At 66.8% G+C, this 16,904-nt stretch carries 11 protein-coding genes and 1 pseudogene; 4 read left to right on the plus strand and 8 right to left on the minus strand.

Annotation, left to right across the window (positions count from 1 at the left end; genetic code table 11):
• Nucleotides 1-2: 2 nt before the first annotated feature.
• A complete protein-coding gene (locus tag HW532_RS05510; protein WP_213163434.1) occupies nt 3-3,689 on the plus strand; it encodes an autotransporter family protein in 3,687 nt (1,228 codons plus the stop codon).
• Between the two features lie 58 nt (nt 3,690-3,747).
• Here the strand turns inward: HW532_RS05510 and galE are convergent, their stop codons facing one another.
• Complete coding sequence (gene galE / locus HW532_RS05515) at nt 3,748-4,719, minus strand: UDP-glucose 4-epimerase GalE (protein WP_213163435.1); 972 nt, start codon at nt 4,717-4,719, stop codon at nt 3,748-3,750.
• Nucleotides 4,720-4,872: 153 nt separating this feature from the next.
• Between galE and galU the strand changes: the two genes are divergently transcribed.
• Nucleotides 4,873-5,766 carry a UTP--glucose-1-phosphate uridylyltransferase GalU gene (gene galU, locus HW532_RS05520; protein ID WP_213163436.1) on the plus strand — a complete coding sequence of 298 codons (894 nt, stop codon included), beginning with the start codon at nt 4,873-4,875 and terminating at the stop codon, nt 5,764-5,766.
• Nucleotides 5,767-5,803: 37 nt separating this feature from the next.
• On the opposite strand, the gene HW532_RS05525 is transcribed toward galU, so the two are convergent.
• Complete coding sequence (locus HW532_RS05525) at nt 5,804-7,027, minus strand: outer membrane beta-barrel protein (protein WP_213163437.1); 1,224 nt, start codon at nt 7,025-7,027, stop codon at nt 5,804-5,806.
• A 357-nt stretch (nt 7,028-7,384) separates the two neighbouring features.
• Here HW532_RS05525 and HW532_RS05530 point away from each other — a divergent pair.
• Nucleotides 7,385-8,382 (plus strand): annotated as a pseudogene (locus HW532_RS05530) (KpsF/GutQ family sugar-phosphate isomerase).
• A gap of 39 nt (nt 8,383-8,421) precedes the next feature.
• Here HW532_RS05530 and hemH read toward each other — a convergent pair.
• The 3 genes from hemH to HW532_RS05545 form a co-directional block, all read right to left on the minus strand.
• A complete protein-coding gene (gene hemH / locus HW532_RS05535) occupies nt 8,422-9,468 on the minus strand; it encodes a ferrochelatase (protein ID WP_213163438.1) in 1,047 nt (348 codons plus the stop codon).
• An 87-nt stretch (nt 9,469-9,555) separates the two neighbouring features.
• Nucleotides 9,556-10,491 (minus strand): FecR family protein, encoded by a 936-nt coding sequence (locus tag HW532_RS05540; RefSeq protein ID WP_213163439.1) that lies wholly within the window; start codon nt 10,489-10,491, stop codon nt 9,556-9,558.
• A 20-nt stretch (nt 10,492-10,511) separates the two neighbouring features.
• The gene (locus tag HW532_RS05545; RefSeq protein WP_213163440.1) at nt 10,512-11,798 is read right to left on the minus strand and encodes a porin family protein; all 1,287 of its coding nucleotides are present in this window, start codon (nt 11,796-11,798) and stop codon (nt 10,512-10,514) included.
• Nucleotides 11,799-11,996: 198 nt separating this feature from the next.
• Here HW532_RS05545 and HW532_RS05550 point away from each other — a divergent pair, with 198 nt between their 5' ends.
• A complete protein-coding gene (locus tag HW532_RS05550; protein WP_213163441.1) occupies nt 11,997-14,222 on the plus strand; it encodes a CHASE2 domain-containing protein in 2,226 nt (741 codons plus the stop codon).
• A gap of 6 nt (nt 14,223-14,228) precedes the next feature.
• Here HW532_RS05550 and HW532_RS05555 read toward each other — a convergent pair whose 3' ends face one another.
• The 3 genes from HW532_RS05555 to HW532_RS05565 form a co-directional block, all read right to left on the minus strand.
• Nucleotides 14,229-14,636 carry an NUDIX domain-containing protein gene (locus HW532_RS05555; RefSeq protein ID WP_213163442.1) on the minus strand — a complete coding sequence of 136 codons (408 nt, stop codon included), beginning with the start codon at nt 14,634-14,636 and terminating at the stop codon, nt 14,229-14,231.
• Between the two features lie 9 nt (nt 14,637-14,645).
• On the minus strand, nt 14,646-15,884 hold the full coding sequence (locus tag HW532_RS05560; RefSeq protein ID WP_213163443.1) for a phenylacetate--CoA ligase family protein: 1,239 nt from the start codon (nt 15,882-15,884) through the stop codon (nt 14,646-14,648).
• A gap of 148 nt (nt 15,885-16,032) precedes the next feature.
• Entirely contained in the window at nt 16,033-16,893 is an 861-nt protein-coding gene (locus HW532_RS05565; protein WP_213163444.1) for an ABC transporter ATP-binding protein, read from the minus strand.
• Nucleotides 16,894-16,904 lie beyond the last annotated feature (11 nt).

The raw sequence follows: 16,904 nt of genomic DNA on the forward strand, positions 1-16,904 counted from the left end.
CCATGACGTTTTCCAGATTGCTCAAGCTCACCTGTTCCACCGCAGCGCTTGCCGCCACGGCCCTGACACCGGCCGCGGCACAGAACAGCTGGACCGGCGCGAGTTCCTATCACGCTACCTGCTATAGCCCCGGCGGCAGCTACTACTGCCCCCAATCCGGCGACAATGACTGGCATACCGGCTCGAATTGGTCTTCCGGGCTGCCGACGGCCGCACAGGATGTCAATATCGGTCTTGCCACGCAGCAGTTCTGGAGCGGCTCGCCGCAGGACCGTCCAGTCTCGCATGACAGCGTGGTCATCTCGTCCGGAAAACAGGGCAATGCCGGAAACCTCACTATCGGCTTCTCCGGCGGCCGCGCCCTGAGCGGAAGCTTCGGCGCGGGACAGCTCGACAATTCCGGGACGCTCGTCGTCACGAGCGACATGGTCGTCGGTTCGACAGGCCATGGCACCTTCGGCAATGCCGGCACCACCACGGTGGGCGGCAACTTCATCGTCGGCGGTCAGAGCAAGGGCATGGCGGCGAGCGCCGGCACGATCTCCGTCGGCGCCGATACCGTTCTCGGGCAGGGATCCGGAGCCGAGGGCGAGCTCGCGATGTTTGGCGGGCTCGACACGGCCGGCAACCTCGTCATCGGCGGCAGCGGAGATGGCCTCCTGTTGAATGGAGGCGATGTCACGGCGGGCGGCGACACCGTTCTGGGCCAGAATGCCGGCGCAAACGGCACAGCGACGCTGACCAGCGGCGCCACGCTCCAGACCTCCGGCGACATGACGGTCGGCCATGGCGGCGAGGGGCAGCTCTCCATCGCGGTCGGCGCATTCGTCGGAACCGAGGGCGACACCACCCTGGGCACCACCGGCAGCGGCACGGTGCTCAACGAGGGCGTCATGCTCAATCGCGGCGATCTAACGGTCGGCGAGATGGGCTATGGCTATATCGAGACGAGCGGTCCGGCCGCGATCACCACAACGGAGGGCGACACCGCCCTGGGATCCGCGGCCACGGGAACCGGCATCGCTATCGTCAGCCAGGGCACCATGACCAATTTTGGCCGCCTCGATGTGGGGCTGCGCGGCGAAGGCAACCTGATCGTGGATCAGGGCGGCAGGGTCAACAACGACACCGGCGTAATGGCCAAGGAACCGGGCGCAACGGCCTACGCCGTCGTCAAGGGTCCGGACAGCTTGTGGAACAACAACAAATCGCTCACCGTCGCCTCCGAAAGCGGATCGGCCGGCGTGCTCGTCGTCAATGAGGGCGCCACCGTCATCGTCGACCACGGCGTGGGCCAGCTCACCATCGCCGAGCACGAGGGCTCGATCGGCATCCTCAATATCGGCGCCATGTCACCAGAAGGCCAGGATTACGGCGTCAATCCGGTCGTGAGCACGTATCTCGGCGGCACCGATACCGATCCGACCCCCCGCGCACCGGGCATAATCGAGGCCGCCCTGGTGCAGTTCGGCGAAGGAAACGGCACGGTCAATTTCAAGCACACGGGCAACGAGGCCTTCGAATACCGCTTTAAGCCCGGCTTTGCCGGCGACGGCACCGTCAACCATCTCGCAGGCTTCACCGTTCTCGACGGCGACTCTTCGGCGTTTGAAGGCGCGGCGAATGTGAGCGGCGGCACGATGGTCGTAAACAATGTGCTGGCCGGCCATGTCACCGTGGCGCCAAGCGCCACGCTGCGTATCGGCCATGAGGGCGGCAGCCGGCCCGGCGACGGCACCACGGGCCACGTGGTCAACGACATCGTCAATAACGGACTAGTCCAGTTCAACCGGTCCGACGAGTATGTCTTCTCCAGCATCGTCAGCGGCACCGGCGACGTGGAGCAGATCGGCACCGGCACCACAGTGCTGACAGGCGAAAACACCTATACAGGCTCGACGACCATCGCCAGGGGCACGCTGCAGCTCGGCGACGGCGGCACGACCGGCTCCATCGACCACACATCCGGCGTCACGATCAACACCGCCGGCACGCTCGCCTTCAACCGGTCGGACGTGAAGATCTTCGACCGCATCATCGCCGGCACCGGCACGATCCGCCAGATCGGCTCGGGCCTCACCCGCCTCGTCGCGGACAATTCGGGCTTCACCGGCCAGACCTTCGTCGACCGCGGCACGCTCTCCGTCAACGGCACCCTCGGCGGCACGGTCAACGTCAATGACGGGGCAAAGCTGGAAGGCCTCGGCACGGTCGGCACCACCACCGTCCACAGCGGTGCCACAGTCGCGCCCGGCAATTCGACCGACCCCGGCAAGACCCGGATCGGCACGCTGTCTGTCCAGGGCCACTTCACCCAGAAGGCCGGTTCCGTCTACCAGGCGGAGGTGCTCTCAACGGGCCCGTCGGACCGTATCGACGTGACGGGGACCGCCACGATCGCGGATGGAACCGTCCTCAAACTCACCAAGATCGACGAACCGCGCTACGAGCTCGAGCATCGCTATACCGTGCTGACCGCGGCGGGGGGCGTCACGGGCGACTACGATCTCACCGGCGACACCTCGGTCTCCACCTTCTATCGCGTGGAGGACCATTACGACGCCAACAATGTCTATCTGGACGTGACGCAATATCGTCAGTTCCAGGAAGCCGGATTGACCGTCAACCAGATCAATGCGGCAACAGCGGCACAGGAGCTCAAGTCCCAGCGCGACCCGATCACCGACTATCCGACAAATCCGCTCTTCCGCGCCATCGCCTATCTGCAGACCGATGCGGAGGCACGTGACGCCTTCGACCAGATCTCGGGCGAGATTCATGCATCCGCCCAGGCCGGAATACTGGAGGACAGCCGCTTCGTCCGCGAGGCGACCGGCGGACGCCTGCGCGACGCCGTGCACGACGAGGGGCTCGATCTGTGGGCCCATGGCTTCGGGTCCTGGGGCCATGTCGAGGACGACGGCAATGCCGCCCGTATCGACAGGCGGATCGGCGGCATCTTCGCAGGGATCGACCTGCCCGTGCTCGACACGTTCCGCGTCGGCATTCTCGGCGGCTATTCCAACGCCCATTACGACGTCGACGACCGTCACTCCACGGCCAAGAGCGACGACTACTATCTGGGCCTCTATGGCGGTGGGGAATGGAACGGCTTCGGCATACAGATAGCGGGCAACTACATCTGGCACGACGTCTCCACGGCACGCTCGATTGCCTTCGCCGGCTTCTCCGACAGCCTGTCCGCCGACTACTGGGCGCACACCGCACAGGTCTATGGCGATATCGGCTACACGTTCGAACTCGACGGCATGGTGCTTGAGCCCTTCGGCGGACTTGCCTATGTGCATGTCAGCTCGGACGACTACGAGGAGAAGGGCGGCGCAGCCGCGCTGTCGGGTTCCGCCGACACGCTCAGCACGGTCTATGGCACGCTCGGCCTGCGCGGCGCGGTGGCCTTCCGGCTCGGCGACTTCGACATGACGGCGAGCGGGTCCGCTGGCTGGAGGCATTCCTTCAAGAAGCACCTGCCCTCGGCGAGCCATGCCTTCGACGGCAGCGGCGATTTCGACGTCTACGCCGCGGAAATTACCCGCGACGCCGCCATTATCGAGGCCGGCCTCGACGCCGCGGTGACGGAGAACCTGGCGCTCGGCGTGGCCTATTCGGGTCTCTTCGGCAACGACATCGCCGATCAGGGAGTCCAGGGCAGCGTGAGCTGGAAGTTCTAAATCAGCCCCGGGAGGCCGGGCGATCCCAGCCGATTGCAGTGTGATCTGGGCCGCCCGGTCAAAGCTTCCGTTCCCAGGCCAGCGCGCTCGACACGATGCCGTCGAGATCGTCGTGGATCGGTGTCCAGCCGAGGACCTCGCGGATCCGGTCCGCCCCCGCGATCAGCTCCGGCGCGTCGCCCGGCCGCCGCGGCGCGTCGCGCTTGTCGAGCGTGCAACCCGCAGCCCGCTCGACCGCATCGAGCACCTCGAGAACCGAGGCGCCATGGCCGTAGCCGCAATTGAGCACGGCGCTGTCCCCGCCCGCGCGCAGATGGCGCAATGCGTCCCCATGGGCCCGGATCAGGTCGCTCACATGGATATAGTCGCGGATGCAGGTGCCGTCCGACGTGTCGTAGTCGCGCCCGTAGATCTCAAGGCCCGGCCGCTTTCCAAGCGCGGCCTCGCAGGCTACCTTGATGAGGTGGGTCGCCCTGGGCGTCGACTGGCCCGTGCGCCCCTTCGGATCGGCGCCGGCGACATTGAAATAACGCAGCGCCACATAGCTCAGCGGATGGGCGATCGCGGTATCGCGCAGCATCCATTCGGTCATGAGCTTCGAGGTGCCATAGGGCGAGATCGGCTGAAGCGGCGCGTCCTCCCCGACCGGCATCTCCCGGGCGATCCCGTAGACGGCCGCGGTCGAGGAGAAGATGAAATGCGGAACGCGGGCGCGCACGGCTTCCGCAATGAGCGTGCGCGAATTGACGGTATTGTTCAGATAATAGCCGAGCGGATCGGCGACGGAGTCCGGCACGACGATGGAGCCGGCGAAATGGATGACCGCATCGACGCCATAGTCCGCCATGAGCCGGGCGATCAGCGCTCCGTCGCCGACATCGCCCTCCACGAAGGCCGCCTCTTGCGGCACGGCCCGGCGAAAGCCGGTGGAGAGGTTGTCGACGACCACGACCTCCTCACCGGCCTCCAGAAGGTCGAGAACCATATGGCTGCCGATATAGCCGGCACCCCCCGTCACCAGAACCGCCATGTGCCTCTCCTGTTCTCGCCTGTCGGGCCCTTGCCCAATTTTCTCCTGTTTCGTGCATCAACCTTACGCCGGATTTCTTTCCTTGATGTAACCTGAGTTGGCTCGGGTTGCCCTTATTGTCCCAATCCTGGCGTTCTAAGAGGGAGACGCTTAATGTCACGACCGATCAGGAAAGCCGTATTTCCGGTGGCTGGCCTCGGCACACGCTTCCTGCCCGCAACCAAGGCCATTCCGAAGGAAATGCTGCCGATTGTCGACCGGCCGGTCATCCAGATGGCCGTGGACGAGGCGCGCGAGGCGGGCATCGAGCATTTCATCTTCGTCACCGGCCGCAACAAGGGCGTGATCGAGGACCATTTCGACAAGCAGTTCGAGCTCGAGACGACACTCGGCATGCGCGGCAAGGACAGGGAGCTCTCCGTTCTGGAGGCCGACCTGCCGAGCGCGGGCCAGACGAGTTTCACCCGCCAGCAGGAACCGATGGGTCTGGGCCATGCGGTCTGGTGCGCGCGCGAGCTGGTCGGCAACGAGCCCTTCGCGCTCCTGCTTCCCGACATGCTGATCCATGCCCAGCCGGGCTGCCTTGCCCAGATGATGGAGATCTACAACGCCCAGGGCGGCAATGTGGTCGCCGTCGAGGAGGTGCCCCACGAGGACGTGCACCGCTATGGCGTCGTCGACATCGCGGAGACGCTCGGGCCGAACGCCTACAAGATCGCCGGCATGGTGGAGAAGCCGAACCCGGCCTCCGCGCCGTCCAACCTGATCATTTCCGGCCGCTACATCCTCCAGCCGGAGATCTTCGAGCTTCTCGAAACCCAGTCGCCGGGCTCCGGCGGCGAGATCCAGATCACCGACGCGATGATCGCCCAGCTCGCCATGCAGCCCTTCTCCGCCCTCAGGTTCAAGGGCACCACCTATGACTGCGGCGACAAGGTCGGCTTTCTCGCCGCCAATGTGGCCTACGGGCTGGAGCGCAGCGATCTCGGCCCGGCCTTCCGGCGCGCGCTTCTGAAGATCCTGGAGCATAACGGCGAGCTCGTCTGACCCCGCCCGCCCGATTGCACAAAGACAGCGCCACAGATCAGCGCTGCAGCCTCATCCCGACCGTGACGCGGTTCTCCGTGTAGTCGCGGTCGGGAACCGAACTGTCGAACAGCGTGTAACGATAGCCCGCGACCAGCGCGATCTGCCTGTCGATGCTGTAGGAGAGACCGAGGGAAGCCTGCCAGGTCTCCTCGTCTATGCTCGCGCCCACATAATGGTCGAGTGCGTAGCTGAGCTCCCCCGTCGCCGTCAGATAGCGGCGCAGGCGGTGGCTCACACCGAGTGTCGCGGAGTGATAGCGCACGGCGGACGCATCCTCCAGGCTCGTCTCGTCGAGCCCGCTGTCCACGCTGAGCCGGACATCGGTCAGGCGCGTCGGGCGCCAGAGGAGCGAGCCGAAGAACCCGACGACATCGGCGGTCTTAAGCGCCGGGTCGTCATAGTCGCGCAGCTCGTAGCGCAGGCCTATCTCCCCGCTCCACAGCGAGGAGGGTTCCAGCACGATGCCCGCCGAAACGGAGACGCCTTGCGAATCGCGCCTCAGCCCGTTGCGGTCCGTCTTGTGGCTGTGAATGCGCGGGCCGTAACCCACCGCGATGAACGGGCGCACTGCCGGCGTGACGTCGTAGCCCACCCGAAGCTCGATCTCCGGCGCCATGTAGTCGCGGTCGGAATTGTCCTCCACCGAGCCGTCGCCGAGGTCCACATCGCCATAGCGGTACCAGTCTATGGTCCCGCGCAGGCGCGCCACGACGTGGCCCGGCCGGTAGGTCGTCCCCACCGAACCGCCGAAGGACTGATCCTGAACGCGCCCCACCGCACCGCTCGGCACATCGGCGGAGCCGGGATTCTCGTCGCTGAGGCTGTAGCGGGCCTCCGTCTCGGCGGAGAGGTCGCGCCGCACATCGAGCCTGAAAGCGCCGTTCAAAGAGACATCGTTGGTGTCCTCGTCGCTTTCCCTGGCATAGAGCACATGCTCGCTGTCGAGATCGAAACTGAGGGAATGGCGCGACCAGCCGCTGCGCACCTTCAGTTCCGGCGCGATCCTCAGGCCGATATCGGACCGCCGGTCATCCGGGCTCTGGGCGACATTGTCGGTGAATGCCGGCCCGGTCTCAATCGCGGGATAGACCGTGAAGCCACCGGCAGACAGGCCGGTCTGCTCATAGGCGCGGCCGCCCACCTCCTGCCCCGAGGCCGCAACGGGCAAAGCGAGCACGCACAGCAGGCTGGCTGCTCCGATGAAGCGGTCGTTGGCCATGAGCTCCCGGTCGGCGGCTTGGACCGGCGCGCGGACGCGGCCGGAGCCATCGCAGGCATCCTTCCCTCTCTATCTCTCCCGCAGGCGCGCCCACCCGGCGCGGCATTGCTACCCGACCGTGTACGAACATGGTTAAGATGGCGTTTACTCCCTGTGCCGGAACGGGCACCGGCGCGGCGGACAGAATTGCGGTTTGATGTTGTCCGCGCGCCGCAGAACGGCTAGATCGTCCCCACGATCTGACGCACACTGGCGCTGGCGACGTCCGGCCCGGCGCCATCCGATCGGCTTCGGCTCCCGCGTCGGATACGCGCTTGGCCGACAGCATTCCGTGAACCGACACGACAGCATCGAGACATGACCGAAACGGCCGCTTCCAAGGACCAGACCCGCCCCGCAGCCATCCAGTCGGCGCGCAAGGCGCTGGATATCGAGACGGCCGGCCTGCGCGTCCTGTCATCCGCTCTCGACGGCCCGCTCGGCACGGCCTTCCAGGCCGCCGTCGCCACGATCCAGTCGGCGGCGGGACGCGTCGTCATGGCCGGTATCGGCAAGAGCGGCCATATCGCCCGCAAGATCGCCGCGACACTTGCCTCCACGGGCACGCCCGCGCTCTATATCCATCCAAGCGAGGCCAGCCACGGCGATCTCGGCATGATCGCGCCCGAGGACGTGCTCGTGGTGCTGTCCAATTCCGGCGAGACGGCGGAGCTGAAGGACATGGTGGCCTATTCGCGGCGCTTCTCCGTGCCGCTGATCGCCATGACGGGCCGGCCCGACAGCACGCTCGCCAAGGGCGCGGATGTGGTGCTTGCCCTGCCCGAGCACGAGGAAGCCTGTCCCATCGGGCTCGCGCCGACGACCTCCACCACCATGCAGCTCGCGCTCGGCGACGCGCTCGCCGTCGCGCTCCTGGAGGAGAAGGGCTTCACCGCGCAGGACTTCAAGCAGCTTCATCCGGGGGAAAGCTCGGCGCGCAACTCGCCTTCGTGCGCGACATCATGCACGGGGCCGGCGAGCTGCCGCTGGCCGACATCCACATGCCCATGTCCCAGGCGCTCGTGGTGATGACGCAGAAGAGCTTCGGCTGCCTCGGCATCGTCGACGACGAGGGGGCGCTCGCCGGCATCATCACCGACGGCGACCTGCGCCGCCATATGAGCGGCGACCTCCTGAGCGCGCGCACCGGAGACATCATGACCCGCGACCCCCTGGTCGTCGGTCCCGACGAGATCGCCTCCTCCGCCCTCAAGACGATCAACACGGCCAAGATCACGAGCCTGTTCGTGGTCGAGGACGGCAAGCCCGTCGGCATCCTCCATATCCACGACTTGCTGCGCATCGGCGCGGGGTAACGGCTGCGGCCCCTCGCACGGGGCCGGCCGGAACCCGACCTACAGCCAGCCCTGCAGTTCCTCCCCGACGATCGTGCGCAGCATGCCGATCGAGGCGTCGCTGTCGTTGAGGCAGGGCACGAGAGTGAACTGCTCGCCGCCATTCTCGCGGAAGATCTCGCCGACCCCGATGGCGATCTCCTCCAGCGTCTCGACGCAATCGGCGGCAAAGCCCGGCGTGATGACGGCCATGCGCCGCACGCCGTTGCGTGCGAGCTCCTCCACGGTCTTGTCCGTATAGGGCTTGAGCCACTCAGCCCGCCCGAAGCGCGACTGGAAGGTGATCCGCAAGCGCTCTTCCGGCCAGCCGAGGCGCTCGCGCAGGAGCCTTGCCGTCTTCTGGCAATGGCAGTGATAGGGATCGCCCTTGAGGAAATATTCCTCCGGAAGCCCGTGGAACGAGGCGAGCACGATCTCCGGTTCCCAGTCGAGGCTTTCCAGATGCGCGGTGAGCGAGCCGGCCAGCGCATCGATATAGGCGGGGTGGTCGTGATAGGGCGGCACGGTGCGGATCGCCGGCTGCCAGCGCATCGCCTTCAGCGCGTCGAACGCCTTGTCGTTCGCCGTGGCGGTCGTGGAGGCGCTGTATTGGGGATAGAGCGGAAACAGGAGCACCCGGTCGCAGCCCTTCGCCTTCAGCGCATCGAGACGCTCGGCGATGGGCGGAAAACCGTAGCGCATCGCCCAGTCGACCTCCACGATATCGGTGTCGGCGAACAAGGCTGCGAGCTTTTCCGCCTGGGCCCGGGAAACGGTCTTCAGCGGCGACTCGTCGAGCTCGCGGTTCCAGATCTTCTCGTAGGCCTCCCCCGATTTCTGCGGACGGCGGGTCAGGACGAACAGGTTGAGAATGATCTGCCAGGCGACGGGGTTCATCTCGATGACCCGCCGGTCGCTCAGGAACTCCTTCAGATAGCGCCGCATCGGGCCGTAGGAGGTGCCCTCCGGCGTGCCGAGATTGATCAGGAGGATGCCGATCCGGCCGAAGCGCACTTCGGGGTGGCCCTCGGGCCAGGCGGTGGCTGGTCTGGACTGCTCGCGCGACATAGCGAAACCGACTCTTGTGATGTCGGCCCTCACACTACACAGGAGCCGCCCATCATTCCATCCCGGCCATGCCGCCTCTCCCGGACATCAGCATTCGTAATAGTCGTTGCATTTGCCGCCGAAGAAATCCGGGATATTGGAGTCGAAAATCTCCTCGTTGCGCGGATCGGGGAACACGTCCGTATCCGGCGCCGGTGTGTTGAACTTGTCCTGCCCGCTCAGCTTGCTGCCGGGCTCGTCGCCGCCATAGGGGTTCACGCCGGGGCCTGAGGGCGTGGAGCGCAGCCAGCGGTCGAAATAGACCGCCATGTCGGGCGTCAACTTGAAGGGCCCGACGGGCGCCCTGCCCGGCGCCGGGACGCAGGCGGCAAAGCCCGGCTCGGCGAGCTCGACTTCCCCGTTGGCGCTCGACAGGACGATGCGGGCACGCTTGTCGAAGCTGTTTCGCCGGGGCCCCGGCCCGCGCGAGACGACAAGGCTCGCACCGTTCGGATCGAACGGCCCCTGAACGCCCGCCGTCCGGCACAGCCTGACCGCATCCTCGCCCACCGCGCCTTCGCCGATGGTTCCGCGAATGCCGATGGTGGAGGCCGGCGTCTTCAGCGACACGTTGGAGGGGTTGGCCGTGCCGATGCGGCCCGTGATGAAGCGGAACGCACCCTTGGTAATGGTCGCGGCCACCTCGCCGAGCGAGGTGGAGGGATCGTAGACGAACTCGTCTATGGTCATCCGGCAGTTCTGGCCGACGGTGAAGACCGTCTCGTCCAAGAGCAGGATCTGCAGCGCGGACTGGCGCAGCGTCTCCACCACGTCGCCGGAATAGACCTCCTCGCTCACCTGCGCGCGGCGCTTGTTCTCGTCGCGCGCGCCGGTCACGAACACCTCGCCGCGCACGGCGGCGTTCACGCCGACCTGCGGCGCGGCATTCGCCTCCATCGCGGCGAGCGACACACCGGTTAGCAGAAGGCCGACGGCGAGGATCCCCGAGCGTGCCCGCCTGACCTGTTTTCGCTTCGGCTCCATCGTTCGCGCTCCTGTCCGCCTCAGAACCCGAACCGCTTGGTAAGCAGCCCCTCGACGGAGAAATCGTCGAAATCGAAATTCGCGATATTCGAGTCCTGATAGAAATAGGCGCCGGCGACCTGGAAAGTGATGTCGGAGAGCGCATAGGGCAGCTCTCCGCCCGCCCAGTTCGCCACCGTGCCGAGAGGCACGCCGTAGGCGATGCGCGCCTTCAGCCGGAAATCCTCCCGCGAGCGCGTGGGATCGTAGCGCGGATCGGGCGCATCGTAGAAGATGCCCCATACGGTGAGCTCGCCCAGCACATACTGTCCCTCGCCGATCAGCGTGAGGTCGGACAAATAGGCCCGCACCCCGTCATAGGCGAAGCTGTCGTCGCGGGCATCCTTGCCGAGATAGGCAGCGGCCAGCGTGACGGTACTGTAGGGATCGAGCCGCCATTCGAACCCCGCCCCGCCCTCGAAGAGCCCGCCGTCGCGCGCGCTGCCGACGCTCGAGGTGGAGGTCTTGTGATAATCCTCGTAGAAGCCGACGCCATGCGCCGTCAGGGTCACGTCCTGCGACAGGGTGTAGCCGAGCCGGAGCCCGCCGCCATACCGGTCCAGATAATGGTCGCCGTCCATCGCGAGCGTGGAATAGAACCCGAAAGGCGTGATGGCGAAATCGCCGGAATAGAAGGTTCCGCCCACCTCGGCCCGCCCCGCGAGGAAATCCTGCTCGTTCACGTTGAACTGCTCGTTGAGCCAGCCGTCGGCCTGCGCGAACAGGAAGTCGCCCTGCCCCGTCTCCAGCGAATGCTCCAGCCGCAGGGAGCCCTGGCTCACAAAGGCGCCGTCGTCGCGCTTCTGGTTGTCGAGAGGAACCTCGAACCCCTCCACGACGCCGAATTCCGCGTCGGGCGCGAGATTGCGGTTGGTGTCGTAGCGCGCGCCGAGCGAGACCGATCCGTAGCCACGCGTCGTGGCGTTCCGGCGCTTGGCGAGCGCCAGATAGCGTTCCACCTCCATGCGCTGGGAAACGGTGAGCTCGCGCAGCCTCAGGATCTCCAGCTCGCGGATCGCGCCTGGCGCATCGTCCAGCCTGTAGAGCACGATGGCGTAGAATAACCGCGCCGAATCCCATTCCGGCTCGAGCAGGAGCAGCCGCTCCAGGCTGCTCGCGGCCCGCTGAAGCCGGCCCCGGCGCGCTTCCTGGCGCGCATAGTCGTATGTCAGCTTGAGATCGTCCGGATTGGCGAGGATCTGGCTGTATGCGATCTCCTCCGCCCTGGCGGACGGCGCGAGCGCCAGTATGGCCGTGACCACTGCCACGCCCAGTCCCCGGCAAGTATTAGCCATAGGTTGTCTCGTTTGCCGTCCCCGCTCGGTCAAACTGCCTAAACCCCTTGAGGCGCGTTTCACGTTGCCGTTGGCGCGCCGCTATTTCCCGGGCACACTATGAGACGGGGGTCGAAGCGGGATCAACGCGAAACGGTAAAATCGGCGCAAAAGAGGGCGATATTTCCCGAAATGGCTGCACAAAAGCCACATAGAGCCGCGCTTTGGGCGCGCCTGGCGGGCATTGTCGCGGCGCTGCTCGTCATCGGTGTCGGCATTCTGCGCCCGCCCATTCTGGACGGCCTCACCAATGCGCTTTTCGACACCTATCAGAGGCTGCGCCCGCGCGAGAGCGCGCCGGTCGCCATCCGTATCGTCGACATTGACGAGGAAAGCCTCAACCGCCTCGGCCAGTGGCCCTGGCCGCGCGACGAGATCGCCATCATGGTGGAGCGCCTGGGCGCGCTGGGCGCCGTCGCGATCGGCTTCGACATCACCTTCTCCAAGTCCGACCGGACCTCGCCGCGCCTCGTCCTGGAACGGCTGTCCCACAGGAATCCCCAGCTCGACATCAGGATTCCCAAAGGGCTGCCCAACCATGACCGCGAGCTCGCCGAGGCGTTCACGGAATGGCCGGTCGTCGCCGGCTTCATCATGACGGGGGCGCCGGAGAACAAGCCGACCCCGCCCAAGGCGGGCCTCGCCTTCGCCGGCGCGGACCCGGCCTCCTATCTCGTTCCCTTCGGCGGCATGGTGACGAACCTTCCGCTTCTCAACGAGGCGGCGTCGGGTCTCGGCTTCTTCAACTACCGCCCCGACCGCGACCGCATCATCCGGCGCGCGCCAGTCGTCGCGCTGCTCGACGGACAGGTCTACCCCTCGCTCGCCACGGAAACGCTGCGCGTGGCACAGGGCGCGAGCACGCTGCAGGTCCGCAGCACCGGTGCGAGCGGCGAACTCGGTGCCGGCGGCAAGCCGGCCATGATCGCGCTGCGCGTCGGCAATTTCACCGTGCCCACCACGGCGGGCGGCGAGATGCCGATCCACTATTCGACACCGAAGCTAGACCGCCTGCTGCCCGCCTGGAAGCTCATGACGGGTACAGACGACCAGATCGAGGCGCTGCGCCCGCTGATCCAGGACCACATCGTGCTGGTCGGCACGAGCGCGCCGGGCCTCCTGGACCTCGTCGCCACGCCGCTGTCGGACTCCGTGCCCGGCGTCCTGGTGCAGGCGGAAATCATCGACCAGATCGTCTCCGGCGCCTTTCTGAGGGAGCCCGACTGGTCGGTCGGCGCCGTCGTTGGGCTCATGTTCGCAATCTCGCTTGCTCTGATCGTGCTGCTCCCCATAGCCGGCCCGGCCTGGAGCGGGCTGCTCGGCATGGCGGCGGTCGGGGGCGCGTTGGCCGTGTCGTGGCTGAGCTTCACCGAATATGGCCTGATGCTGTCGCCGGTCTATCCGGTCCTGTGCGCGCTCTTCGTATATCTGAGCATGACGGCGGTGCTGTTCCTCGCCACGGAGCGGGAGCGGCGCGGCATCCGCTCCGCCTTCGGCCTCTATCTCGCGCCCGAGCTCGTCGAGCAGCTCGCCGACCATCCCGACCAGCTCTCGCTCGGCGGCGAGGATCGCGAGCTGACCGTGCTGTTCTGCGATATCCGCAGCTTCACCACCCTGTCGGAAGGATTGCCGCCGCAGGAACTGACCGGCCTCATCAACGGCTTCCTCACGCCCATGAGCGAGGAACTGCTCGCGGGCGGCGCGACCATCGACAAATATATCGGCGACGCCATCATGGCCTTCTGGAACGCGCCCCTGCCGGCGGAGAACCACGCCGCGCGCGCCTGTGCGACAGCGCTCGCCATGCAGAGAAGGCTCGCGGAGGTCAACCGCAGCCTCGGCCGCGATCTTCATATGGGCGTTGGGCTCAATACCGGCACATGCTGTGTCGGCAATCTGGGCTCGCGCCAGCGCTTCAACTACTCCGCGGTGGGCGATGCGGTGAACCTCGCCTCGCGCATAGAGGGGCTCACCAAGCACTATCACGTGCCGATCCTGGTCGGTCACGATACTGCGACGGCGGCGCCCGGCTTCGCCTTCCTGGAGATCGAGAGCATCCGGGTGGTGGGCCGCCACGAGCCCGTTACCGTCCATGCCCTGCTATGCGGGCCGGACGAGGTGGCGGCGGACGCCATCGCCAGGCTGTCCGAGACACAACAGGCGATGCTCTGCGCCTACCGGGCGGGCGAGTGGGCCCGTGCCCTCGACCTCGTGGAGGAGGCCCGCCGCACGGCCGCCGACGTGTTGCCGGATCAGGATCTCGGTGCCCTCTATGACGGCTATCGCGATCGTATCGAGACACTCGCGAGAGACGCCCCGGCGGACTGGACGGGCATCGTCACGGCGGAAGAGAAGTGAGGCGCCTCACGCCATCATAAGTTTCATGGCGTCGGCGACGATGCGCCCATGGTCGAAGGCGAGCGGCAGATCCCGCCAGTCCGCCCTGAATTGCGCCGCGCGGGCATCCGACCCGGCGGCCGGCTCCGGATGTCCGACACGGGTCAGGAACGCGATGGAGACCACATGTCCTCGCGGATCGCGGGCGGGATCGGAATAGACGCCGACGAGCGTCAGCCCCTCCGCCGCGATACCCGTCTCCTCGGCCAGCTCGCGACGGCAGGCCGCCTCCACGCTCTCGCCGATCTCCACGAATCCGCCGGGCAGTGCGAACCGGCCCGCATGGGGCTCGTTCAGGCGCTCGATGAGGAGCAGCCGGCCCGCGCCGTCGAAGACCACGCAGTCGGTCGCAAGCAGCGGCGTCTCTATCGCCATGCCTGCCCCTCAGTCGAGCGGGCGGGCATCCTCGATGACCTTGCCGTCATTGGGAAGGCTTCCGGGCGCGACGATCTCGACCCGGCCCCTGAGCTTGGTTGCCGTCTGAAGGCAGTCGGCGAGCCGGCCGGCGAGCGACCCGTCCCCGGCCTCCGCCTCCACCTTCAGCGTCATGACATCCTGCTCGTTCTCGCGGGTGACGACAAGCCTCGCGCGCCCGGGCGCGTCGCCGAGACCGCGCAAGGCTTCGGCGACCTGCTCGGGATGCACGAACATGCCCTTGACCTTGGTGGTCTGGTCGGCGCGGCCCATCCATCCCCTGATACGCATATTGGTGCGCCCGCAGGGCGACTGCCCGGGCAGCACCGCGGAGAGATCGCCGGTCGCGAGCCGGATCATCGGATAGGCCGCATTCATCCGCGTCACCACCACCTCGCCGACCTCGCCCTCCGCCACGGGCTCGCCGGTGCCCGGCCGGACGATCTCCACGATCGCCTCCTCCTCCACGACCATGCCGTCGAGGGCCTCGGTCTCATAGGCGATCACGCCGATCTCCGCGATCGCATAGGCCTGCAGGACACCAACCCCGCGCTCGCCGAGCTCCGCGCGCAGCGAGGGCGGCAGCGCCGCGCCCGACACGAGCGCCCTTGAGAGCGAGGAGACGTCGCGTCCCGCCTCCTCGGCCTTGTCGAGCAGGATCTTCAGGAAATCGGGCGTGCCCGTATAGCCGGTCGGACGGATATGCGCCATCGCCTCGACCTGCATCTCCGTATTGCCGATGCCCGCCGGCACCACCGCGCAGCCGAGTGCGCGTGCCCCGCAATCGAGGATGAAGCCGCCGGGGGTGAGCGTGTAGGCGAAGGCGTTGTGCACCACGTCGCCCGGCCGGAACCCCGCAGCGAACAGCGCCCGCGCGCCGTTCCACGGATCGGGCCCCTCGCCCTGCGGCTCGAAAATAGGCCCCGGCGACATGAAGATGCGCGTGGCCCCGCCGGGCCGTATCGCGGCAAAGCCGCCGAACGGCGGATCGGCCTCCTGAAGCGTCTTGAGTGCGCCCTTGCGCAGCATGGGAAGGCTTGCCAGAGCCTCCCGCGAGGAGATCGCCGACGGATCGATCCCGTCGAGATGGCGCGCCCAGCCCGGCGCTTCGGCCATGGCGCGGGCGATGAAATCCGGCAGCCGCGCGAACAGGTCCCGCTCGCGGGCTTCGGGGGACTGCGTTTCGCGTTCGTCGAAATGATCGGGCATCGTGTCCGTCAACCGGTTGGTGTGGGGGCGAGTGTGCCGGCCGGGCAGGCCTGCCCGTCGCGGCGGGATATCCGTGGAGGTCCGGACCGGCATCGCCGGCGCCCCTTCGAGGAGCGCGGCAATGCCGGTCCCGTCCCCCACCCACGGCTCATGACAACCAGCGCTTGCGCCGCTTGTAATGCTTCACATTGCGGAACGACTTGCGGTCCTCTCCGGCGATGCCGAGATAGAACTCCTTCACGTCCTCGTTCTCGCGCAAGGCCCGGGCATCGCCGTCGAGGACGATGCGGCCGTTCTCCAGGATGTATCCGTATTTCGCGTATTTGAGCGCGACATTGGTGTTCTGCTCGGCGAGCAGGATGCTCACGCCCTCGGTCTCGTTGAGCTGCTTCACGATCTCGAAGATCTCCTCCACGAGCTGGGGGGCAAGCCCCATGGACGGCTCGTCGAGAAGGATCATCTTCGGTCTCGCCATGAGCGCGCGGCCGATGGCGCACATCTGCTGCTCGCCGCCCGATATGTAGCCGGCAAGCGATGTGCGCCGCTCCTTGAGCCGCGGGAAATAGCGGTAGACGCGCTCCAGATCCTCCGCGATGGCGCGCCCGCCGTCGCTGCGCGTATAGGCGCCGGTCAGCAGGTTCTCCTCCACGGTGAGATGCTCGAAGCAGTGGCGCCCCTCCATCACCTGGACGACGCCGCGGCGGACCAGAGCGTTCGGGCTGAGCTCCTCGACGCGTTCGCCGGCGAGCTCGATCGTGCCCTTGGTCACCTCGCCGCGCTCGGCGCCGAGCAGGTTGGAGACCGCCTTGAGCGTGGTGGTCTTGCCGGCGCCATTGGCCCCGAGGAGGGCGACGATGCCCCCCTCGGGAACGCTGAGCGAGACGCCCTTGAGCACGAGGATCACATGGTCGTAGATGACCTCGATATTGTTGACGGCAAGCAGCGGACGGGCCGGCTCGGCGCCCGCGCCGGACGCGCCCTCCGCATCGGTATCGAGTACGACGCTCATCGTGCCCTCAC

The organism is Kaustia mangrovi, assembly GCF_015482775.1.
Taxonomy (GTDB): domain Bacteria; phylum Pseudomonadota; class Alphaproteobacteria; order Rhizobiales; family Im1; genus Kaustia; species Kaustia mangrovi.